20 protein-coding genes and 1 tRNA gene are annotated in these 20,577 nt (G+C 61.8%); 9 read left to right on the top strand and 12 right to left on the bottom strand.

The window, feature by feature from the left end; translation table 11 throughout:
* Positions 1 to 20: 20 nt before the first annotated feature.
* Positions 21 to 431: a pilin gene (locus tag ACZ6YA_RS21840; protein ID WP_465899351.1), complete on the top strand. Its 411-nt coding sequence runs from the start codon at positions 21 to 23 to the stop codon at positions 429 to 431.
* A 70-nt stretch (positions 432 to 501) separates the two neighbouring features.
* Positions 502 to 577 (top strand) — tRNA-Thr (locus tag ACZ6YA_RS21835).
* 131 nt (positions 578 to 708) lie between these two features.
* On the opposite strand, the gene arsH is transcribed toward ACZ6YA_RS21835, so the two are convergent.
* From arsH to ACZ6YA_RS21815, 4 genes are read right to left on the bottom strand one after another with little or no spacing between them, the layout of a single operon-like run.
* The gene (arsH, locus tag ACZ6YA_RS21830; protein WP_465899349.1) at positions 709 to 1,455 is read right to left on the bottom strand and encodes an arsenical resistance protein ArsH; all 747 of its coding nucleotides are present in this window, start codon (positions 1,453 to 1,455) and stop codon (positions 709 to 711) included.
* Entirely contained in the window at positions 1,455 to 1,925 is a 471-nt protein-coding gene (locus tag ACZ6YA_RS21825) for an arsenate reductase ArsC (protein ID WP_465899347.1), read from the bottom strand. Before ACZ6YA_RS21825 ends, arsH begins: the two co-directional genes overlap by 1 nt.
* Positions 1,926 to 1,934: 9 nt before the next feature.
* Positions 1,935 to 3,224 carry an arsenic transporter gene (locus tag ACZ6YA_RS21820; protein WP_465899345.1) on the bottom strand — a complete coding sequence of 430 codons (1,290 nt, stop codon included), beginning with the start codon at positions 3,222 to 3,224 and terminating at the stop codon, positions 1,935 to 1,937.
* Between the two features lie 9 nt (positions 3,225 to 3,233).
* Positions 3,234 to 3,584, bottom strand: a complete 351-nt coding sequence (locus ACZ6YA_RS21815; RefSeq protein WP_465899343.1) for a metalloregulator ArsR/SmtB family transcription factor — start codon at positions 3,582 to 3,584, stop codon at positions 3,234 to 3,236.
* A 461-nt stretch (positions 3,585 to 4,045) separates the two neighbouring features.
* Between ACZ6YA_RS21815 and ACZ6YA_RS21810 the strand changes: the two genes are divergently transcribed.
* The 4 genes from ACZ6YA_RS21810 (at position 4,046) to ACZ6YA_RS21795 (ending at position 5,701) form a co-directional block, all read left to right on the top strand.
* Entirely contained in the window at positions 4,046 to 4,228 is a 183-nt protein-coding gene (locus ACZ6YA_RS21810; protein ID WP_465899342.1) for a hypothetical protein, read from the top strand.
* Positions 4,229 to 4,354: 126 nt separating this feature from the next.
* Positions 4,355 to 4,468, top strand: a complete 114-nt coding sequence (locus ACZ6YA_RS21805; RefSeq protein WP_465899340.1) for a hypothetical protein — start codon at positions 4,355 to 4,357, stop codon at positions 4,466 to 4,468.
* A gap of 168 nt (positions 4,469 to 4,636) precedes the next feature.
* Positions 4,637 to 4,990, top strand: a complete 354-nt coding sequence (locus tag ACZ6YA_RS21800) for a hypothetical protein (protein ID WP_465899338.1) — start codon at positions 4,637 to 4,639, stop codon at positions 4,988 to 4,990.
* Between the two features lie 480 nt (positions 4,991 to 5,470).
* A complete protein-coding gene (locus ACZ6YA_RS21795) occupies positions 5,471 to 5,701 on the top strand; it encodes a hypothetical protein (RefSeq protein ID WP_465899337.1) in 231 nt (76 codons plus the stop codon).
* A gap of 211 nt (positions 5,702 to 5,912) precedes the next feature.
* Here the strand turns inward: ACZ6YA_RS21795 and ACZ6YA_RS21790 are convergent, their stop codons facing one another.
* From ACZ6YA_RS21790 to ACZ6YA_RS21770, 5 genes are all read right to left on the bottom strand, one after another.
* On the bottom strand, positions 5,913 to 6,230 hold the full coding sequence (locus ACZ6YA_RS21790) for a helix-turn-helix domain-containing protein (protein ID WP_465899335.1): 318 nt from the start codon (positions 6,228 to 6,230) through the stop codon (positions 5,913 to 5,915).
* Position 6,231: 1 nt separating this feature from the next.
* A complete protein-coding gene (locus ACZ6YA_RS21785; RefSeq protein ID WP_465899333.1) occupies positions 6,232 to 6,459 on the bottom strand; it encodes a hypothetical protein in 228 nt (75 codons plus the stop codon).
* A gap of 400 nt (positions 6,460 to 6,859) precedes the next feature.
* Positions 6,860 to 7,816 (bottom strand): arsenic resistance protein, encoded by a 957-nt coding sequence (locus ACZ6YA_RS21780; RefSeq protein ID WP_465899332.1) that lies wholly within the window; start codon positions 7,814 to 7,816, stop codon positions 6,860 to 6,862.
* A gap of 202 nt (positions 7,817 to 8,018) precedes the next feature.
* Complete coding sequence (glyA, locus tag ACZ6YA_RS21775; protein ID WP_012316314.1) at positions 8,019 to 9,272, bottom strand: serine hydroxymethyltransferase; 1,254 nt, start codon at positions 9,270 to 9,272, stop codon at positions 8,019 to 8,021.
* Positions 9,273 to 9,435: 163 nt separating this feature from the next.
* Positions 9,436 to 13,272: a sensor domain-containing protein gene (locus ACZ6YA_RS21770; protein ID WP_465899330.1), complete on the bottom strand. Its 3,837-nt coding sequence runs from the start codon at positions 13,270 to 13,272 to the stop codon at positions 9,436 to 9,438.
* A gap of 258 nt (positions 13,273 to 13,530) precedes the next feature.
* Between ACZ6YA_RS21770 and ACZ6YA_RS21765 the strand changes: the two genes are divergently transcribed.
* From ACZ6YA_RS21765 to gdhA, 3 genes are all read left to right on the top strand, one after another.
* Positions 13,531 to 13,926 (top strand): hypothetical protein, encoded by a 396-nt coding sequence (locus ACZ6YA_RS21765; protein ID WP_465899328.1) that lies wholly within the window; start codon positions 13,531 to 13,533, stop codon positions 13,924 to 13,926.
* 291 nt (positions 13,927 to 14,217) lie between these two features.
* Entirely contained in the window at positions 14,218 to 15,885 is a 1,668-nt protein-coding gene (gene ettA / locus ACZ6YA_RS21760; RefSeq protein ID WP_346614845.1) for an energy-dependent translational throttle protein EttA, read from the top strand.
* Positions 15,886 to 16,205: 320 nt separating this feature from the next.
* Positions 16,206 to 17,546 carry an NADP-specific glutamate dehydrogenase gene (gene gdhA / locus ACZ6YA_RS21755; RefSeq protein ID WP_465899326.1) on the top strand — a complete coding sequence of 447 codons (1,341 nt, stop codon included), beginning with the start codon at positions 16,206 to 16,208 and terminating at the stop codon, positions 17,544 to 17,546.
* Here gdhA and ACZ6YA_RS21750 read toward each other — a convergent pair.
* The 3 genes from ACZ6YA_RS21750 to ACZ6YA_RS21740 form a co-directional block, all read right to left on the bottom strand.
* Positions 17,543 to 18,040 (bottom strand): GreA/GreB family elongation factor, encoded by a 498-nt coding sequence (locus tag ACZ6YA_RS21750; protein ID WP_465899325.1) that lies wholly within the window; start codon positions 18,038 to 18,040, stop codon positions 17,543 to 17,545. The two genes, gdhA and ACZ6YA_RS21750, sit on opposite strands and share 4 nt — an antisense overlap.
* Before the next feature lie 68 nt (positions 18,041 to 18,108).
* Positions 18,109 to 18,465 (bottom strand): hypothetical protein, encoded by a 357-nt coding sequence (locus ACZ6YA_RS21745; protein WP_465899324.1) that lies wholly within the window; start codon positions 18,463 to 18,465, stop codon positions 18,109 to 18,111.
* Between the two features lie 194 nt (positions 18,466 to 18,659).
* A complete protein-coding gene (locus ACZ6YA_RS21740) occupies positions 18,660 to 20,513 on the bottom strand; it encodes an Lnb N-terminal periplasmic domain-containing protein (protein ID WP_465899323.1) in 1,854 nt (617 codons plus the stop codon).
* Positions 20,514 to 20,577: the final 64 nt, after the last annotated feature.

Below are 20,577 nucleotides of genomic sequence, written 5' to 3'. Positions count from 1 at the left end.
TATCAAAAAGGAAACTGTTCATGAAAGGGCAACGTGGTATCACCCTGATCGAACTGATGATCGTCGTCGCGATCATCGGCATTCTGGCGACCATCGCCTTACCGGCTTATACCAACTACCAGTCACGCAGCAAGGCGTCGGCCGGGCTGTTGGAGATCAGCGCACTGAAGACGGCGATGGACCTTCGGTTGAACGAAGGCAAGGACGTGGCCGACGTAGCCTCACTCGGCGGCCAGCCTGCGACTGCGCACTGTGCGATCACGGCGCAGGGCACCGCGGCTACGGGTAGTGGCAGCCTCGTCTGCACCCTGGTCGACGCGCCGGCCAATGTGGTCGGCAAAGCCCTGACGCTGACCCGCTCGGCCAGCGGGTGGAGCTGTACCACCACCATCGAAGACGACCTCGCGCCGAGCGGGTGCAAAGGGGGCTGAGGGTAGGGCAATAAGCCAGGGGAAACAGGGGTTTGCGTAACGGGTGCGGCAGTGGTACGTTGCGCTACACGCCGGTGTAGCTCAGTCGGTAGAGCAGCGCACTCGTAACGCGAAGGTCGCAGGTTCGATTCCTGTCTCCGGCACCATATCCAGCTCCACAGCATTCCGCTGAATGCTTTGGAAGCCCTCTAAACCGGCCTTCTGGCCGGTTTTTCGTTTCCGAATCCCCGGAAAACTCACATATCTCCACCAACTACCCTATTTCAAGCACGCTCCATTAGCCTACCGTCCAAATTACCCGCTGATTCACTCGCTTGGTCAGCGCTTCTGCACTTTCTTTACGCTCCGAGTACCGCTCAACCATATACGCCTCCCGCCCCCGCACCAGCAGCGTAAACTTCATGAGCTCCTGCATCACATCGACCAGGCGGTCGTAATAAGAAGATGGCTTCATCCGCCCGTTCTCATCGAACTCCAGAAATGCCTTTGGCACGGACGACTGATTGGGGATGGTGACCATGCGCATCCAGCGGCCCAGCACGCGCAGCTGATTGACCGTGTTGAACGACTGCGAGCCACCACTCACCTGCATCACCGCAAGTGTCTTGCCCTGAGAGGGCCTCACTGCGCCCAACGCCAGGGGGATCCAGTCAATCTGTGCCTTGAACACAGCGGACATGGAGCCGTGACGCTCGGGTGAACACCACACCTGGCCCTCCGACCACAGCACCAAGTCACGCAGCTGCTGCACCTTCGGATGCTCTACAGGCGCATCATCCGGAAGTGGCAGGCCGGAAGGGTCGAAGATGACCGTCTCTGCTCCCATGAGCTCCAGAATCCGGGCAGCCTCTTGGGTGAGCAGGCGGCTGAACGAGCGCTCCCGAGTCGATCCGTAGAGCAACAAGATGCGCGGCTTGTGGGCTGGAGGGGCGTGCTGGGTGAGCTGGTCGAGAGTCGGGGCGTCGAACAACTCCAGGTCCAGGCTTGGGAAGTCCTGCGGCGTCTGCGCGGTGAAATCGGTCATCAGAGTTCGCCAATCCGATCCAGTGCGTGCTTGAACTCCGTTGGGCTGAGCGCGCTGTGGTTGAGAGCGAAGAAAGCGGCGAGGCGCTTGCGGATATGGCTTACGGTCGCATCGAAAGCGGCCTGCACTTGCTCATCGCTTCCTTGAACATCGGAAGGATCGGAGAGGCCCCAGTGGCTTTTCACGGACGGCCCGAAATACACCGGGCACGGTTCACCGCCAGCTTTATCGCACACGGTAATCACGATGTCCGGTGGGCTGTCCTGGAAGCGCTCGGAGCCTTTGCTATACAGCGCAGAAGTATCTACGCCAAGGCTATTCAGCGTGCTGACTGCGCGTGGGTTCAAGCGCCCACTGGGGAAGCTGCCGGAGCTCACAGCAGTCATTCCCTCAGGGGCAACGTGGTTGAACAGGCCCTCGGACAGCACGCTCCGGCAGCTATTGGCGGTACACATGAACAGCACTTTCATCATTGACTCCTAGGCGTGGAGGCTCAGCCGCAAGGCCAAGGCAGCCAGGGTCACGAGCAGGATAGGGAGGGTGAGGAGGGTGCCCACCTTCAAGTAGTAACCCCAGGTGATGCGGATGTTCTTCTGTGCCAGGACGTGCAGCCACAGCAACGTGGCGAGGCTACCGATCGGCGTGAACTTCGGGCCTAGGTCGCAGCCGATCACGTTGGCGTAGACCATTGCGTCATGGATCAGGCCGGTAGCATTGCTGCCTTGGATCGAAAGGGCGCCGATGAGCACGCTGGGCATGTTGTTCATTACTGAGGACAACAATGCTGCCGAGACTCCTGTGCCAATGGTTGCTGCCCAAAGTCCCTGTTCGCCGAAATAGCTGAACAATGTGGAAAGGGCATCGGTAAGCCCAGCGTTTCGCAAACCGTAGATCACCAGGTACATCCCCAGCGAGAACACTACGACCTGCCAGGGAGCATGCTTGATGACCTTGCGTGTAGAAATAATGTGGCCCCTACCTGCGATGAACAGGAGGATGACGGCACACAGGGCCGCGACAACGCTGATGGGAATTCCCAACGGCTCCAGCGCGAAAAGTCCGGCCAACAACAGGACGAGTACCCACCAGCCGGCTACGAATGTCGCCCGATCACGAATGGCATGCTCGGGGGCCGCCAGTTGCTCGGGGTCGTACTGGGCAGGAATGTTCTTGCGGTAGAACAGCCAGAGCATCAGCAGTGTGGCGGCCACACTCACCAGGTTGACTGGCCACATGATGGAGGCGTACTCACCGAAGCCCACACCGAAGAAGTCAGCAGAGACGATGTTCACCAGGTTGGACACGACCATGGGCAGGCTTGCAGTGTCAGCGATGAATCCAGCTGCCATAACGAAGGCGAGGGTGGAAGCAGGGCCGAAGCGCAGGGCAGTGAGCATCGCGATAACGATGGGCGTCAGGATCAGTGCAGCGCCATCGTTGGCGAACAGTGCCGATACCGCAGCCCCCAACAGCACCATCAGTGCGAAAAGGCGCCCACCTTTGCCACGGCCCCAGCGCGCCATATGCAGGGCTGCCCATTCAAAGAACCCGGCCTCGTCGAGCAGAAGGCTGATGATGATGACCGCGATGAAGGTGGCCGTGGCATTCCACACGATGTGCCAGACCGTTGGAACATCAGCCAAGCTGACCACGCCAGTAAGTAGCGCCAGGATTGCGCCCGCAGCGGCACTCCAGCCGACGCCAAGGCCCTTGGGTTGCCAGATGACCAGTGTGAGTGTGAAAACGAATATCAAGCCAGCTGTTAGCATCTGCGAACCTCAGCAGCACGAAGCCTGACGGACGGGACGGCCTTCCATTGAAGCAAGACGTCCTTGATCGTCATGAACCCAGGCCTGATGTGCCTCAAGCGTTACCTGCAGGACACTTTTGATCCACTCGGGAAGCTCGGGGTGAAGTCGGTAGTAGATCCACTGGCCCTGGCGACGATCCTCCAACAGCCCGCAGGCCCTTAGCTGGGCCAGATGCCGGGACACCTTCGGCTGGTTGTCATCGAGCGCCCAGATGAGTTCGCACACGCAAAGCTCACCTTCGGCGAACAGCATCAACATGATCCGTGCGCGGGTTTCATCACCGAGGCACTTGAAGACGGCGGGAGGAGAGAGGGGCATGGTAGGCCTACTAAATATGGTAATTCGTATATTCGGATTTACGCATATATTACCTGTGCTAGGGAAGCCCTGTGGTACCTCTGTTGAAATCCTTTGGTAGCCGCCTCGGCCCTGCACGCTTTTGCTGGCAACACTATCGCCCCGGGCTAGCGCATTTCGTGCCGTGCCTGCGAGGCAAACGACGGCGCAGTGCGCGCCATGCTTGAGAATGACTGATTGGAGCCATGGATCGGCTTTAGACGGCTCTAAAAAATCCGCCCCTACTTGTCAGCGCATAGTTCTCTCGCTGTTTTGCGGTATTGCGAATAATTAATTCGAAAATAGTCCCATTACCTGCAAAGTTAGAAAGCACTTTTCGCACAATCAGCGCCATCATTTCCCTCAGCTGCCGGCCTACCCTGGCCCAAGGCGCCCCAGGTGTAACCCACCTTTCGAACCATCCTCCCAAAAGGAACCGCACCGTGTACCAGGTGACTTACGACCTGGCCGACGCCCAGTCGAGCCTAGAATTCATACTTGAACAAGTGATCTACGGAACCGTGGTTATCATCGTTCGCCACGGCATCGAGATTGCCCGCGTCACCCGTGTGGAAGGTGTGCGCCAACCAGCCACTCGGCGCATGGAGACGCCGTATGAACACTAACGCCTCCTCTTACCCACGCCACAGCACGCTAGATGACGCATACGGCCTAGTTACGGGCATCGCCCTGGCCGCGACCGGAATTGCAATTCTGGCAAGAGCGGGCTGATCACCGGGGGTATTGCTGGAATGGCCCTGCTGGCGTCGTTCGTCACCGCCTGCCCGCCATCGGTCCTGGTGCCGGCAAGCAATGTGCCGTTCCTGCTGTTCGCATTGTTCAGCATGGGTCGGAACTTACCCTGAAAAGCATCTTGGTCAGCTTCGCACCGGGCCTGGGCGGGGATTGCAGGAGTGGAATGAGCTCATGTCCTGCACTGGCGGGTCCGAATGGGATTTGTCACAATCGGGGCTGGTTAGTGGCGTTGTGATATCGCATTCATGATGCACTTATAGTTGACGCGTGGAGGCAGTGTGTCGGATTGCGAGTTGATTGAGCTTTCAGCCAGGTCCATCGGGCTGAAGCTTTCCTTCCAGAATGGTTCGGCAGGCTATTACCGAGATTTCGGGGACTGCGTGGCCTGGCTTCCATGGGACCCGATTGTGGATGGTGCTGATGCAATGCGGTTGGTGGTGCAGCACGGCATGCAGATTAATGCGGGTGCAGTGACCTGCCGTGTTGGCACCCACAAACGAGAGCATGTTCGGAGTTACCCGGCAGGGGTGAACGGCGAAACTGAAGTTGATCTCGCCACCCAGGCGCTTTGCAGGGCAATCGCCGAGGTGGCGGCCGATATTTGCAAGGCCAGCGAGGCTATGAAAGTCTGACAGGCACATCCAAGCCTGATCGGCCTCCGGTGTTTTCCCACACCATGAGTCGTACTTCCTCAGAGGCGAACGGCTTGCGAAAGCTGGGGCAGGGGGATACATTGCCTCAGTCACCGAAGCATCGGTGATGCGACCTTGGCCGGTCGGAATCGAAAGGCGCATCAGCGCCCAGTCTTCATCGCAGGCGCTTTTTTTGTGTCCGCGATGTCGTGTTATGGCGGTGGTGCGCGGGACACCTTCGGGTGTGCCGGGCTCCTTTCGTCCCGGTCGGCCAACCCGCGTACTGCTGCCACCTTAACTTGCTTGGCCGCGAGCGGTGGCAGTTCCACAACGAAAGGAACTCATGCATGACCACCAGAAATCCCTTGCGGATCCTCGCATCCGTTCTCCACCGCCGCCCCACGCCGGCCCCCAGCCTTCACCGTTTCTACCCCATCTGCTTCAAACCCTATCTCGCCTGCACACCAAGGCAGGTCCCCCATGACTGACTTCGAACGTTTATCCACAATCCAAAGCTACGCCTGGACGCTCGAACTGCTCGGCGAAGCCCTCGTACAGCACGACGAGATGCTCGAATGCGAGCACAACCCGCAGCTGACCTTCCGCAACGCCGCCGGCATCCATCAGGCGATTCGGATCATCAGTCGTTTGGCCAGTGAGGAGTCTGGGAAGATGGCCGAGCTCAGCCATCAAAGTGATCTAGCCGACTAGGAAGCAGGCGCTATCGTCGGCCATGGGGTGGGCGATAGCGCATGTGTCGACACCAACACATCACAAGTTGGATAAGACTTCCGGCGTCGGCTACAACGTCCTTGCCAGCTTGGTCCCCATCACGCCGGCTTTGCCTTCTGCCTTGCTTACACAACTCGACGTGTGCAAGAGATTGAAGATATGGCCACCACTGTGTAGCAGGGAAATTCGACTAATGTGTGACCAGCTCCTGTGTAAGCTCAGGATGCTTGAGAATCAAACGCATCAGGCACAGCACACCGCCAGGAGGCACGAAGCGACCTTGTTCCCAATCGCGCAAAGTCGCCACGGGTGTAGCAATGCGCTCGGCGAACGAAACTTGAGTCAGGCCGCAGCGCTCGCGAGCCTGGCGAACCAGGATTTGCTCAGGGGTGGTAATGCGCCCAACCCCCAGCTTGGCTTCTTCTAGCGCTTGGCGCAGATCAGGCAACGGCTCGCCCGCATCGACCTCAATAGCCTTCGCAACTTTTTCGATATCAAGATCACGCATGTCATACCACCTTGCTGATTTCAGCGGGGCTGATGTTGGTTCGCTCTGCCTTGGCATAAACCGTAACCAACAACACAATTTCGTTTTCGCTCAGGTTGAAGTAAATCACCCGAGCGCCGCCGGATTTGCCTGATCCTGCGCAGCTCCATCGTACTTTTCGTGCGCCATCCGCTCCGGGAATCACATCTCCAGCCAGCGGATTCACCGCAATCCAGTCGATGAATGCCACTCGTTCTTCATCAGTCCATAACTTGGCAGCGTTTTTTTGAAACGTTGGCGTCTCGATTACTGTGCGCATAGTGAATGTACGGGAATCCCTTACAGCGTGCAACGTTGAAAACGGATGCTCGAAGGGGCGAGCCGCTCCTTGAAGTCGTCGAGCGCAAACTGAGTGCGCGCATCCGGTTCATTTTCCGGGCTCAGTAGTCAAAATGCTTCAGCCGCTGATTTTCCGAATGTTTCACAGCCAAGCAGGAGTAGAGGACGTTAGAAAAAGGTGGCTAACTCATTGTTTTAGACGATCTCCTGTGGGAGCGGCTTCAGCCGCGAACACCGGCGAAGCCGGTGCCATCCACTGTGTCGCCTGCTTCGCGGCTAAAGCCGCTCCCACAGGGTATGCAGCGCGCGAATCATGCCCGCACCAGTGCTGGCACTACCCGCACATAAACCAACTCAAACACCAGCTCCATCAACGTCTGGGTAATCACCGCCGCCGCTGCCAGCCCGCGCAGGTCTTCCGGCAACGCCAGCGCCAGCGGCAACACCACCAGCGAATTGCGTGTCGCGGCGCTGAAGGTCACCGAGCGAGCCTCGGCCACCGGTAAGCGGAACAACCGCGCCGAGACAAACCCGAGCACCGGGGCCAGCAGCATGAAGCCGAGGTACACCGGGATCACCGGCAGCAAGTGCTCAAAATCGCGCAGCACCACGGCAATCTGCGAAGCGATCACCGCCACCAGCACCAGTGCCATCGCCGGCACCGGCATCCACGCCCAGGCGTCATTCCAGGTCGATACCACCCTTGAGCGCCGAGCGCCGGCCGAGGTGAGCACGGCGAGGACCATCGGCAGCACGATCAGCAGCACGAAGGCTTCGACGAAGGGGGTGATGTCGATCGCCACCGCGTTGCCATCGCCAAGCATCAACATCAGGTACACCGGCAACAGCAGCAACTGCACCAGCAGCAGCACAGGCGTGGCCGCGAGGGTCAGGCGTGAGTCGCCTTTGCCAATGTGGGTAAACACCACTACGTAGTCGATGCACGGGGTCAGCAGCACCAGCAGGGCGCCGATGAGGATGGCCGGATGCGCGACCAGGCTGCGGGTGGCGGCCCATACCAGCAGCGGCACGAGCACGAAGTTGGCCAGCAGCAGCGCGGCCATGAAGCGCCGGTTGCCCAGGCCCTGGCGCAGGTCGAGGAAGGGGATCTGCAGGAACATCGCGTACATCAGCACGGCAATGGCGGGGGTAATCAGGGCTTCCAGCAAGCGCGCGGTGTCAGTGACCAGCAGGCCGAAGGCGACGGCGGCGAGCACGGCGGCGAAGTAGATCGGGATTTGCTGGGTTTCGAGTTGTTCTCGGGTCAAGGTGGGGCCTGTGCTGGTAGATTGGTTTGGGTGGGGGCAGGGCTAGCGGTGGATGGCACCGGCTGCGCCGGTGTTCGCGGGGCAAGCCTGTTCCCACAGGGATCACATTGTGCCAGCCGGTGCCATCCACTGCGTTGCCTGCTGCCATAAACGAAAAAGCCCGGCACAAAGGCCGGGCTCTTTCACATCAGGCAATCGCCAATCAGTTGCCGTAAACCGGCAGCTTCTTGCAGATGGCCTTGACCTTTTCACGCACGGCGTCGATGACGGCGTCGTTGTTAAGGTCGGCGAGGATGTCGCAGATCCAGCCAGCCAGCTCTTTGCACTCGGCTTCTTTGAAACCACGGGTGGTGACGGCTGGGGTGCCGAAACGCAGGCCCGAGGTCACGAACGGGGAACGTGGGTCGTTCGGCACCGAGTTCTTGTTGACGGTGATGAAGGCTTTGCCCAGGGCAGCGTCAGCATCTTTGCCGGAGATTTCCTGCTTGATCAGCGACAGCAGGAACAGGTGGTTCTGGGTGCCGCCGGAAACGACGTCGAAACCACGCTCGATGAACACGCTGGCCATGGCCTGGGCGTTTTTCACCACTTGTTGCTGGTAAGCCTTGAACTCAGGCTGCAAAGCTTCTTTGAAGCAGATGGCCTTGGCGGCGATGACGTGCTCCAGTGGGCCGCCTTGGGCGCCTGGGAACACGGCCGAGTTGAGCTTTTTCTCGATGTCGGCGTTGGCACGGGCCAGGATCAGGCCGCCACGTGGGCCGCGCAGGGTTTTGTGGGTGGTGGTGGTGACCACGTCGGCGAACGGCACCGGGTTCGGGTACACGCCAGCGGCAACCAGGCCGGCCACGTGGGCCATGTCGACGAACAGGTAGGCACCGACCTTGTCGGCGATGGCGCGGAAGCGTGGGAAGTCCAGGACCTGCGAGTAGGCCGAGAAGCCGGCAACGATCATCTTTGGCTTGTGTTCAACAGCCAGGCGCTCGACTTCGTCGTAGTCGATCAGGCCGTTGGCGTCGATGCCGTACTGGATGGCGTTGTACAGCTTGCCCGAGGAGCTGACCGAAGCACCGTGGGTCAGGTGACCGCCGTGGGCCAGGCTCATGCCCAGGATGGTGTCACCGGCCGACAGCAGGGCCAGGTAAACGGCAGCGTTGGCCTGGGAACCGGCGTGCGGCTGGACGTTGGCGTAGTCGGCGCCGAACAGCTCCTTGGCGCGGTCGATGGCCAGTTGCTCGACCACGTCGACGTACTCGCAACCACCGTAGTAGCGCTTGCCTGGGTAGCCTTCGGCGTACTTGTTGGTCAGGACCGAACCCTGAGCTTCCATGACCGCTGGGCTGGTGTAGTTTTCCGAAGCGATCAGCTCGATATGCTCTTCCTGGCGCAGAGCTTCTTGTTGCATGGCTTCGAAGAGCTCGGCGTCGTACTTGGCAATGGTCAAATCACGGCTGAACATAACGGTCCTCAAGGATCGGGCTGAATTGGGGGTGCATTCTAACCGATTGATTCGCGCCTGGCATATGAAGTGGCATCAAGTCGCGGACCAATGGGCTTCATGTTGCATCCCGCGCCCCGCCTGGGCTGGCTGGGCGCGGGAGTTGACTCGAAGGTCCGCTTTTTCAGGGTTCCTGGAACATGAACAACGTCTCGTTGGCGAACTGCGCCTCGAACTGGTTGGCCGGCATCGGCCGCCCGAACAGGTAGCCCTGCACCTCGTCGCAACCGTGCTCGCGCAGGAACTCCAGCTGCTCGTGGGTCTCGACGCCCTCAGCGATCACGGCCAGGTTCAGGCTGTGGGCCATGGCGATGATCGCGCGAGCGATCTGCGCGTCCTGCTCGCCTTCGGGCAGGCCGTCGACGAAGGTGCGGTCGATCTTCAGCACGTCGATGGGGAACTGCTTGAGGTAGTTGAGCGACGAGTAGCCGGTGCCAAAGTCGTCGACCGCGATGCTCAGGCCCAGCACCTTGAGGCCGTCGAGTATCTGCATCGCTTCGTTCACATCGCGCATCAGGATACTTTCGGTCAGCTCCAGCTCCAGGCAGGCCGGCGGCAGGCCGCTTTCTTCAAGGATGCTGGCGATGCGATTGCCCAGTTGGCCGTCGGAGAACTGTCGCGCCGAAATGTTCACCGACACTTTTGGCACGCGCACCTTGGCCTTGTGCCAGGCCTTGAGCTGGCGGCTGGCCTCGCGCAGCACCCAGTCGCCGACATCCACCACCAGACCCAGCTCTTCGATCACCGGGATGAAGTCGCCCGGCGGCACCAGGCCACGGGTCGGGTGGCGCCAGCGCAGCAGCGCCTCGGCACCGGTCAGGCGCTTGCCGTCGCCACTGAACTGGGGCTGGTAATAGAGGATGAATTCGTTTTGCTCCAGCGCGTGGCGCAGGTCGCTTTCCAGCTCCAGGCGCTCCAGGGCGCTGGCGTTCATCTCGGCCTGGTAGAACTGGAAGTTGTTCTTGCCGCGCTCCTTGGCGTGGTACATGGCGGTGTCGGCGTTCTTCATCAGCTGGCTCAGCTCGCTGCCGTCCTGCGGGCTGAGGGCGATGCCGATACTGGCGGTGACGAAGAACTCGCGGCCCTCCAGCACGAACGGCCGCACCAGGCTGCCGAGGATGTTCTCGGCCACGTGGATAGCGCGGTTGAGGGCCATTTCGCGGGTGGCGCGCGATTGCAGCAGCAGGGTGAATTCGTCGCCACCCATGCGTGCCACGGTGTCATCGTCGTCGACGCAGGCCAGCAGGCGCAGGGCCATGTCCTTGAGCATGCGGTCGCCCGCGGCGTGGCCGAGGGAGTCGTTGATCGGCTTGAAACGGTCGAGGTCGAGGAACATCAGCACCACCCACGACTTCTGCCGTTCGGCCTGCTGCAGCGCGGTGTGCAGGCGGTCCTGGAACAGCGTGCGGTTGGGCAGGTGGGTCAGCGCGTCGTAGTAGGCCAGGCGGTGGATGCGTTGTTCGCTGGCCTTGCGCTCGCTGATGTCGGTGAAGAAGCACACGTAGCTGGCCAGGTCGCCCTCGTCATCGAGCACCGCGGTGATGCCGACCCAGGCCGGGTAGCGTTCGCCGTCGCGGCGCTTGAGCCACACTTCGCCTTCCCAGGTGCCGCGCTGGTGCAGTTGCTTGAGCACGTAGCGCAGGTGGCCTTCCTGCTGATCGTCGACCGTGAGCATGCTCGGCAACTGGTCGAGCACGTCGCTGACCGCGTAGCCGCTGACCCGGCTGAAGGCTTCGTTGGCTTGCACGATGTAGCCGGCCGGGTCGGTGATGAGGATCGCCGAGGTGGAGTGCTCGAACACCGTGGCGGCCATGCGCAGGTCTTTTTCCGCGCGGCGCTGCTGGCTGATGTCGCGGCCAACGCCCAGCACGCCTTCGAAGCGCTCGTGTTCGTCCCACACCAGCACCAGGCGCAGCTCGATGGGGATCTTGCGGCCATCGGCGCGCAGGCAGTCGAACAGGAACAGCTGGGTAGGCAACTGGCTGCGCAGTTGCGCCAGTTGCTCGCGGTCGCCCATGGCCTTGCTGACCCGCTCCATCAGGCTATAAATGCCGGTGAGCTGCGACGGGTTGGCGATGATCGACTGCCAGCCGTTGTCGAAGATCCAGTCGGCCTGGTAGCCCAGCACCGCCTGCACCGAGGGGCTGACGTAGTTGAGCTGCAGGCGGCTGTCGGTGGAGAAGATCACATCGCTGATGCTTTCGGCGAGCATGCGGTAGCGCTGCTCGCTGTCGCGCAGCGACTGGCTGGCCTCGATCTGCACCGTGACGTCCTTGCCCACGCCGATGATGCGCGTGACCAGGCCATCGCCGTCGCGGGTCAGCACTTGTTCGCGGATGTCGTAACAGCGCCAACCGCCGTCACGATGGCGGAAGCGCAGTTGGCAATGCAGCGGCTGGTCGTGGCCGTTGCCGCGCTGCTGCTGGCGCAAGGCCTGGTAGTGCGCGGCGTCTTCGGGGTGCAACAGCAGCTCCCAGAAGCGATCGCCCATCTGCGCAAGCTCGCTGCGATCGTAACCGAGGGTCTGGCCGAGGTGGCGGTTGCTGAAGATCATCCGCTGGCTGAGCACGTCCTGCACGTAGAGCTGGTCCGGTACGGTGCGGACCACGTCCGACCAGAAGCTCTCGCGCTCCAGCAAAGACAGCTCAACCTGTTTGCGGCTGGTGATGTCACTGATGCTAAGGATCACCGCCTGGTAGTCGCGGCGCTGCTCGGGCAGGCGCGCCATCAGCCACAGGTGCAGCTCGCCACCCAGCGGTGCGGGCAGGCGTACTTCGAGTTCGAGCAGTGGGCGCTGTTCGATCAGCGCGTCGATCAGTTGCATGCCGACGCTGTCGCGGCCATCGCCGCTGCCGTCGATCAGGCGCTGCCAGGCGCCTTCGTGGCAGTCGACGTTGAGCAGCTGGCGCGCCACCTGGTTGATCTCGGTGATCTTCAGTTCCAGCAGCAGCGAGCGGCGCAGGTTGGGGTCGAGCGCCAGGCTCTGCTTGAGTGCGGCGAGGTTGCGCAGGTGGTAGCGGTCGAGCTGGCCAGGCAGGCTGGAGAGGTCGAGCACGCACAGGGCCACGCCGGTGCCTTCGAAGATTTCCTGATAACGCCGGCGGTCTTCCTGCAGGGCGCGTTGACGACGACGCATGTTGATCAACGCCAGCACCGGCAACAGGGCGCAGAACAATGCCAGCAGGACCTTGCCGAGCAGCGCTGGCAGCAGCTTTTGTTGGGCCAGGCCGGCATCGAACAGGCCGCGCAGTTGCCAGGCGCTGTTGTCGATGAACGCCAGCATCACGCTTTGCAGAGCCTCGTCACTGGTTTGCGCGGGCGCGTGGCGTTCCAGTACGTCGCCGCTGCGGCTGTTTTCCAGCAGCCACAGGGGGTGGCCGGGACCGTCCAGATGCACGGTCAGCGTGCGGTAGTAATCGTTGGACAGGCGTAGCAGCCAGTAGCCCCGGTCCTGCTCGGCGGTCTGGCGCAGCAGCAGGTAGACGGTGCGGTTGTCCGCCGAATTGCCGAAGAAGTAGCTGCGCCCCTGGTTCAGCTGGAACAGCTCGTCAATCAGCTGGCGGTCGGGGCTGCCGACCAGGCTGTCGCTCAACAGCTGCCCACTGTGGTCCAGCCAAGCCAGTTCTTGCAAGCCGGGCAGGCGTTCGCGCAAGGTGCCAAGCAGGCCTGGCAGGGCGGCGGGCGTCGGCGCTTTGACGTAGGGCTGCACGATATTCAGTGCCTGCTGAGCCTTGAGTGCCATGTTCAGGCCCAGGTGGTCGGCCAGTTCGGCGCTGGCATCCAACTGCTGCTGGCGCTGGTCGGCCTGGGTATGGCGGAACTGCGCGAACAATTGCCATAGCAGCAAACCCAGCAGCATCAGGGCCAGCAAGGCCAGCGCACCCTTGACCGAGCCGCGCACCGAAGCAGCGGGGGCTGGTGTGGCGGGGCGCAGCGCAGACATATGATTGAGATTGGTCAAGCGATGATCCTGCTATGGGGCTGGATGGCAGGGATTGATCATGCACGGTGTATGCCGGTGTCTCGGGGGACCGGACCGCGGTGGCGCACTATAAGGCCGGATACCCGAAACGGGCTAGCATGCCTGTGATTATGGCAAAGTGCCAGCCTTGCTTGGCGGTGCCGACGGTCGCGGTGAAAGCGGGGCGTTCGGCAAGACCCTGCTGGCTGTGCGAGAATGCCGGCCGCTTCAATGACAACGCATCGGAGATGTTCGGTTTTGGTTACTCACTTTTCCTCCAATGGCCTCGATTCCGCCTGCGGGCGCAGCAGTCAGACCCTTGTCAGCACTGCCGTGACCGAGGACGTATCCTGCAAGTCCTGCCAGCGTTCGCTGGTCAAACCCGAGGCCGCTGCCTCCAAGAACAAGACGCCGTCGCTGGCTGAATTGCGCAAGGTCGCCAAGGCGGCGGTGGCACCGGCTGAGGTTGTGGCGGCGGTGCAGCCGGCCAGCAAGGCCGTGAGCAAGCCTGCGGCCAAGCCGGCCAAGGTTGCCGAGCAGCCAGCCCGCAGTGGCGGCCTCAGCGTGAAAGCCGCCTGGGCCGCGCGCCTGGCCGAGCAGGGCGACCGTTGCCGGTTGCCGCGGGGCAAGGCTGGTAAACAGCGTCACGTCTGAGTATTTTTTCGTGACTGTTCTGGCCTCTTCGTGGGCAAGCCCGCTCCCACAGGTTTTGCATAAGGCTTGAGCCCTGTGTAGTACCTGTGGGAGCGGGCTTGCCCGCGTAGAGGCCAGTAAAGGCAATACTAAGCCCTGGGTCACAACGCCTCATCCCCCATCCGCCACTCCTATGCAACGCCGCGCGTTGGCGTAGAATGGTCGACTTTGTTCAACACCCCGTAAACACATCCGCCTGGCCACCTGGCCGGGGCGTACAACGATGTCTTTACCTATCTAGAGGGCTTGGTTTTGGCTCAATACGTCTACACCATGCATCGGCTGAGCAAGGTCGTGCCGCCGAAGCGGGAAATTCTCAAAAACATTTCCCTGTCGTTCTTCCCAGGCGCCAAGATTGGCGTGCTTGGCCTGAACGGCGCGGGTAAATCGACCCTGCTGCGGATCATGGCGGGCGTCGACAAGGAATTCGACGGCGAAGCCCGTCCGATGCCCGACATCAACGTCGGTTATCTGCCTCAGGAACCGCAACTGGACCCGACCAAGACCGTGCGTGAAGTGGTCGAGGAAGCAGTCAGCGTGATCAAGGACGCCCAGGCCCGCCTGGACGAGGTCTATGCCGCTTACGCCGAGCCAGACGCCGACTTCGACAAGCTGGCCGCCGAACAGGCCAAGCTCGAATCGATCCTGCAAGCCGCCGACGGCCACAACCTCGAGCGTCAACTGGACGTCGCCGCCGACGCCCTGCGCCTGCCGGCCTGGGACGCAAAAATCGAACACCTGTCCGGTGGTGAAAAGCGCCGTGTGGCCCTGTGCCGCCTGCTGCTGTCGGCCCCCGACATGCTGCTGCTCGACGAACCTACCAACCACCTGGACGCCGACTCGGTGGCCTGGCTGGAGCGCTTCCTGCACGACTTCCCGGGCACCGTGGTAGCGATTACCCACGACCGTTACTTCCTCGACAACGTCGCCGGTTGGATCCTCGAACTGGACCGCGGCGCCGGCATCCCGTACGAAGGCAACTACTCGGGCTGGCTGGAAGCCAAGTCGGACCGTCTGGCGCAGGAATCCAAGCAGCAGAGCGCCCACGAGAAGGCCATGAAAGAGGAACTGGAGTGGGTGCGCAAAGGCGCCAAGGCCCGCCAGTCCAAATCCAAGGCGCGTCTGCAGCGTTTCGAAGAAATGCAGTCGCAGGAATTCCAGAAGCGCAGCGAGACCAACGAGATCTACATCCCGGCCGGCCCGCGCCTGGGCGACAAGGTCATCGAGTTCAAGAACGTCTCCAAAGGCTACGGCGACCGCGTGCTGATCGACAACCTGTCGTTCGCCATGCCTAAAGGCGCCATCGTCGGCGTGATCGGCGGTAACGGTGCCGGTAAGTCGACCCTGTTCCGCATGCTGATGGGCAAGGAGCAACCGGACTCGGGCAGCATCGAGATCGGTGAAACCGTGCAACTGGCCTGCGTCGACCAGAGCCGCGAAGACCTGGACGGCGGCAAGACCGTGTTCCAGCAGGTTTCCGACGGGTCCGACATGATCAAGATCGGCAACTACGAAATCCCGTCGCGTACCTACGTTGGCCGTTTCAACTTCAAGGGTGGCGATCAGCAGAAGTTCGTCAAGGACCTGTCCGGTGGTGAGCGTGGCCGCCTGCACCTGGCCCTGACCCTGAAGGAGGGCGGTAACGTCCTGCTGCTCGACGAACCGTCCAACGACCTCGACGTCGAAACCCTGCGTTCGCTGGAAGAGGCCCTGCTGGACTTCCCCGGCGCCGCGATCGTGATTTCCCACGACCGTTGGTTCCTGGACCGTGTGGCCACCCACATCCTGGCGTATGAAGATGACTCGAACGTGATGTTCTTCGAGGGCAACTACACCGAGTACGAAGCCGACCGCAAAAAGCGCCTGGGCGATGCTGCTGCCCAGCCGCACCGTGTACGGCACAAGAAGCTGGCCCAGTAAGCCAGTTTCTGCTGCACAAGAATGGGGCCCTTAGCGGCCCCATTTTTGTGCCTGGCTAGAGGGCAGTGTTGGCTTCGTTCGCGGGCAAGCCCGCGCCCACAGGTTCGGCGCAAGCCTCCGGTTTTACATGATTTCTGTGGGAGCGGGCTTGCCCGCGAATGGAGCGCCGCCGAGAATGTTTTGTATACATTTATATAAAACGCACCAAATAATTTCATAAAAACGACATTTCGCCCTATTCCAGTGCGATTGCTTCTTGGTACATTCCAGCTAAATCAAAAAAACCAATAAGTCCAATCCCTCTTGGTGAGACGTCTACCATGATCGAATCTGTCGACAATTTCCTCGCGCGCATGAAGCAACGCGACCCGGGCCAGCCCGAATTCCACCAGGCGGTGGAAGAAGTGTTGCGCACGCTCTGGCCGTTTCTCGAAGCCAACCCTCACTACCTGCAATCGGGCATCCTCGAGCGCATGGTCGAGCCTGAGCGCGCCGTGCTGTTTCGCGTGTCGTGGGTCGATGATCAGGGCAAGGTCCAGGTCAACCGCGGCTACCGTATCCAGATGAACAGCGCCATCGGCCCTTACAAGGGCGGCCTGCGTTTCCACCCGTCGGTGACCCTGAGCGTGCTCAAGTTCCTGGCCTTCGAGCAGACCTTCAAGAACTCCCTCACCTCGCTGCCCATGGGCGGCGGCAAAGGCGGTTCGGACTTCGACCCGAAGGGCAAGAGCGATGCCGAAGTCATGCGCTTCTGCCAGGCGTTCATGAGCGAGCTGTACCGCCACATCGGCGCCGACTGCGACGTGCCGGCCGGTGACATTGGCGTCGGTGCCCGCGAGATCGGCTTCATGTTCGGCCAGTACAAGCGCCTGGCCAACCAGTTCACCTCGGTACTGACCGGCAAGGGCATGACCTACGGCGGCAGCCTGATCCGCCCTGAAGCCACCGGCTACGGCTGCGTGTACTTCGCCGAAGAAATGCTCAAGCGCCAGGACCTGCGCATCGACGGCCGCCGCGTGGCCATCTCCGGCTCCGGCAACGTCGCCCAGTACGCCGCGCGCAAGGTCATGGACCTGGGTGGCAAGGTCATCTCGCTGTCCGATTCCGAGGGTACCCTGTACGCCGAAGCCGGCCTGACCGACGCCCAGTGGGACGCGGTGATGGAGCTGAAGAACGTCAAACGTGGCCGCATCAGCGAACTGGCTGCCCAGTTCGGCCTGGAATTCCGCAAGGGCCAGACCCCATGGACCCTGCCGTGCGACATCGCCCTGCCGTGTGCCACGCAGAACGAGCTGGACACTGAAGACGCCCGTACCCTGTTGCGCAACGGCTGTATCTGCGTGGCCGAAGGCGCCAACATGCCAACCACACTGGAAGCTGTGGATATCTTCATCGAGGCCGGCATCCTCTACGCGCCGGGCAAGGCTTCCAATGCCGGCGGCGTAGCTGTGTCGGGCCTGGAAATGTCGCAGAACGCCATGCGCCTGCTGTGGACTGCCGGTGAAGTGGACAGCAAGCTGCACCACATCATGCAGTCGATTCACCATGCCTGCGTGCACTACGGTGAAGAGGCCGATGGCAAGATCAACTACGTGAAGGGCGCCAACATCGCCGGCTTCGTCAAAGTCGCCGACGCCATGCTGGCCCAGGGCGTGGTCTAAGCATCACCCTGGATGGCGACGACTTCGATCGACTGATCCCCCGCAGGTCGTCGCCACAACACCTCGTCGCCGGGGCTGGCGCCCAACAGCGCCCGCCCCAGTGGCGAAGCCCAATTGATCAACCCACGGCTGGCATCGGCTTCATCCTCGCCAACCAGTTGCACGTGTTGCTCCTGACCTTGCTCATCGGCAAATGACACTCGGCTGCCAATTTGTACCTTGCTGTTCGAGGTCGCGGCAGGCACCACCTGCGCGCTCTGTACCCTGGCGCTGAAATACCGTAAATCACGTTCGGCGTCAGCCAGGCGCTGCTTGTCGCCTCGCTCGCCCTCGGCCTGAAGTTCGCTACGCAGGGCACTGAGTTCATTCACACGTTGCTGCAGCTGGCGCAGGCCATTGGCAGTGACGTAGTTGGGCTGGTCGCTGATGCGCCGCTCAACCGGTTGGTCGGCTTGGGCGGCGGCCTGGTCCTCGTTGACGAATGCTCGGCTCATGTGGGGGCCTCCTTGTGCTGGAGACCATGGTGGCAGGTCGCGGGTTTCAATGGATGTCCGTTTGCGACTCAGTCGGGGTGGAAGGCACGCGCGGTGCCGCGGTCCTTCTCCTGCTGCCACTCGCGGTCGCGCTCGTCCCAGAAATGCTCGTGGTACTGGCGTTGTTCTTCACTGTTCTGCATCGCGTGGCACTGGCGGAAACCGTCGTCCCAGCCGCTTTCGTACTGGCGATCGTGCAGGTAGCGCGGCACGTTTTTGCGAAAGTCGCCGACCATCAGCCCGGCGGCTTGGCGGCCGCTGCTGCAGCCGTCCTCGAAGCCGTCGGCAAAGGCGGGGGGGTAACCACGATTGACCATCTGCTCGTGGGTGGTTTCGCAACCGGACAGCAACAAAGCAAAGCACACGCCAAACCAATACCGCGACATGGCCACAAGACCCTCTGAGTAATGCAGAGAAGTCTAGGTGGCCAGTTGTCGAGGCGCTGTCAAAACGGTGTCAAAGAGTCGCTTGGTTCCCAGTTTGTGCCGGCCCTTTCGCGGGGCAAGCCCGCTCCCACAAGGATCAGCGCCGTCCATGTGGGAGCGGGCTTGCCCCGCGAAAGGGCCCGTCCAGGCGTCATTCAGTAGTGGTACCACTTCAGCTCCAGCATCACCTCGTTCTGCGCCGTGGCCAGGTGACTGAATTCCCGCGAAGCGCTCAGCCTCAACCCCAGGTTCTGGCTGATCTCCCACTGCTGGTTCAGGCTCACGCTGCGCCGCACTTCACCATTGGTAAAGTAATCACCTTTGGCCTCCAGCGTCATGTTGCCCAGCCCGTTGCGCCACAGCAGCCCGCTATTGAAGCCCGCCGCCGGGGCGATGAACTGGGCGAAATCGTTGTGGTGCTCCACCCGCACCGTGCCCAGGGCGAAGCCCAGCAACCCGTCGGCCAGTTGCCAGGTGCCGCCCGCACCGCCGTTGACGTGGCTGACCAGCACCTCGTCGTCATGCTTGCCCGGCACCCGTTCCAGGCCACCGGCAACCTGCCACGACCACGGCTTGAGCAGGTCGTTGCGGGGTGTCAGCGAGCGAATCGTGGCCAGGTCCAGGCGTTGCACCTGCCAGTCGTTGCCTTCGTACTGGCGCACTTTCAGCTGCAGGATCTCGATCTGCGCGCCGAGCGGGAAGCCGTAGGCGTTGTCGTTGAGGTCGTGATAAGCCATGCGCAGGCCGTACTCGGCGTAGGCGCGGTCTTCGCGGGTGCCGACGCCGAGCTGCCAGGTACGCGAGTCGTGCCCGTCTTCGGGCAGCCCGGGGCGCTCGATCTGCAGCGGCGGCGGCGGGTTGAGGTTGATTGCCCGCAGCAGCTCGAAACTGCGCCTGGCCTGGTCGGGGTCGCGCTCCTGACCGTTGGCGCGGTAGCGCTCCAGGCGGTACGCAGCATCCTGCACCAGAGCCTGGCGGTCGCGGGGCAGGGCCGTGAAGCCAGGGCCTTGCAGCTGTGCGGTGTCGGCACTCACGGCCAGCACCTGGCGCTTCTCCTCGGTGTCCAGCGGTTCGGCGCGGGCCAGCAGTTCCCGTTCGCGCGAAGGGCGATAGGTTTCGCTGGCGACCATCCCCGACTGCTTGACGGCCTTGACCGTGTCGGTGGGGATCGCGGTCAGTGGGAAATGCGAGGTCAGGTCCAGGCTCGGACGGGCCACCTGCAGCAGCTCCAATAGGCGGTAGGAGCAGTTTTCATCAAAGAAGAAGTAATCGAACTGGACCTGCTTGAGCTCCCACACGTGCTCGACCATGCGCCCGGTTTCTTCGGGGGTGAGGTCCAGCTGGTACTCCCACAGGTCGCGGTTTTCTAGGCTGCGGTATTCGGACAGTTTTTCCTGGTAGGGCATCATCGCGAACAGGCCGGGGTAGCCGCCCATCAGGCCTTTCCAGGCATACAGGATGCTGTTGTCGCTGCCTTCGATATAGGCGCCGAAGTTGATCGCATAGCTCAGCAGCGTGGTGTCGTCGCTGCGGGTGTTGGACTGGTCGATGCGCAGCAAGGTGTGGCCGAACATCGATGATGGGCTGTTCAAGTAGGCGGCCGGGAAGATCAGCGCCGCGCTGTGCGGGTCGATCGATTTGTACCAGGTCTTGAATTCCTGGCAGTCCGGCTGCGGCAGGCCTTGCAGGCCGAGTTGCTCGCTCAACCAGCGGGTGCGTGCGGGGAAGATGCACTGGACATGCTTGTCGCCCAGGCTGGCCGGGGCATAAAGCGCTTGCACCGTGGCGCGCAGCTCCTGGTCCGGGTGGTGCGCACCGTCTTCGGCGAGGAAGAACTTGCGGTCGTCGACGTAGCTGCGCCAGCCGCCAAGCTTGGCGGTTTCGTAATGGCCCAGGGCAATCCAGTAAGGGGTGTTGGCCAGTTGCTGGAGACGGCCTTCATCCAGCGCAGGCGCGGCATGAACAGGGGCGCAGGCACACAGCGCCAGGTAAGCAAGGCGTTTGAGCATGTCGGGCAACTACTTCTAAACGATGCCGATAAAAAGGTGAGAACCCGCCTCGTAAGTGAGGCGG

The sequence above is a fragment of the Pseudomonas sp. NPDC090752 genome, from assembly GCF_055584805.1.
The sequence above is the reverse complement of the archived record's forward strand: the minus strand, read 5'-3'. Positions and strand labels throughout refer to the sequence as shown.

Bases quoted from the DNA above. Each gene is read 5' to 3' on its own strand.
- ACZ6YA_RS21840 (WP_465899351.1), top strand. From the start codon at position 21: ATGAAAGGGCAACGTGGTATCACCCTGATCGAACTGATGATCGTCGTC.
- ACZ6YA_RS21790 (WP_465899335.1), bottom strand. From the start codon at position 6,230: ATGCGTGATCTTGATATCGAAAAAGTTGCGAAGGCTATTGAGGTCGAT.
- gdhA (WP_465899326.1), top strand. From the start codon at position 16,206: ATGATCGAATCTGTCGACAATTTCCTCGCGCGCATGAAGCAACGCGAC.
- ACZ6YA_RS21820 (WP_465899345.1), bottom strand. From the start codon at position 3,224: ATGCTAACAGCTGGCTTGATATTCGTTTTCACACTCACACTGGTCATC.
- glyA (WP_012316314.1), bottom strand. From the start codon at position 9,272: ATGTTCAGCCGTGATTTGACCATTGCCAAGTACGACGCCGAGCTCTTC.
- ACZ6YA_RS21745 (WP_465899324.1), bottom strand. From the start codon at position 18,465: ATGTCGCGGTATTGGTTTGGCGTGTGCTTTGCTTTGTTGCTGTCCGGT.
- ACZ6YA_RS21750 (WP_465899325.1), bottom strand. From the start codon at position 18,040: ATGAGCCGAGCATTCGTCAACGAGGACCAGGCCGCCGCCCAAGCCGAC.
- ACZ6YA_RS21795 (WP_465899337.1), top strand. From the start codon at position 5,471: ATGACTGACTTCGAACGTTTATCCACAATCCAAAGCTACGCCTGGACG.
- ACZ6YA_RS21825 (WP_465899347.1), bottom strand. From the start codon at position 1,925: ATGAAAGTGCTGTTCATGTGTACCGCCAATAGCTGCCGGAGCGTGCTG.
- ACZ6YA_RS21805 (WP_465899340.1), top strand. From the start codon at position 4,355: ATGGCCCTGCTGGCGTCGTTCGTCACCGCCTGCCCGCCATCGGTCCTG.
- arsH (WP_465899349.1), bottom strand. From the start codon at position 1,455: ATGACCGATTTCACCGCGCAGACGCCGCAGGACTTCCCAAGCCTGGAC.
- ACZ6YA_RS21740 (WP_465899323.1), bottom strand. From the start codon at position 20,513: ATGCTCAAACGCCTTGCTTACCTGGCGCTGTGTGCCTGCGCCCCTGTT.
- ACZ6YA_RS21815 (WP_465899343.1), bottom strand. From the start codon at position 3,584: ATGCCCCTCTCTCCTCCCGCCGTCTTCAAGTGCCTCGGTGATGAAACC.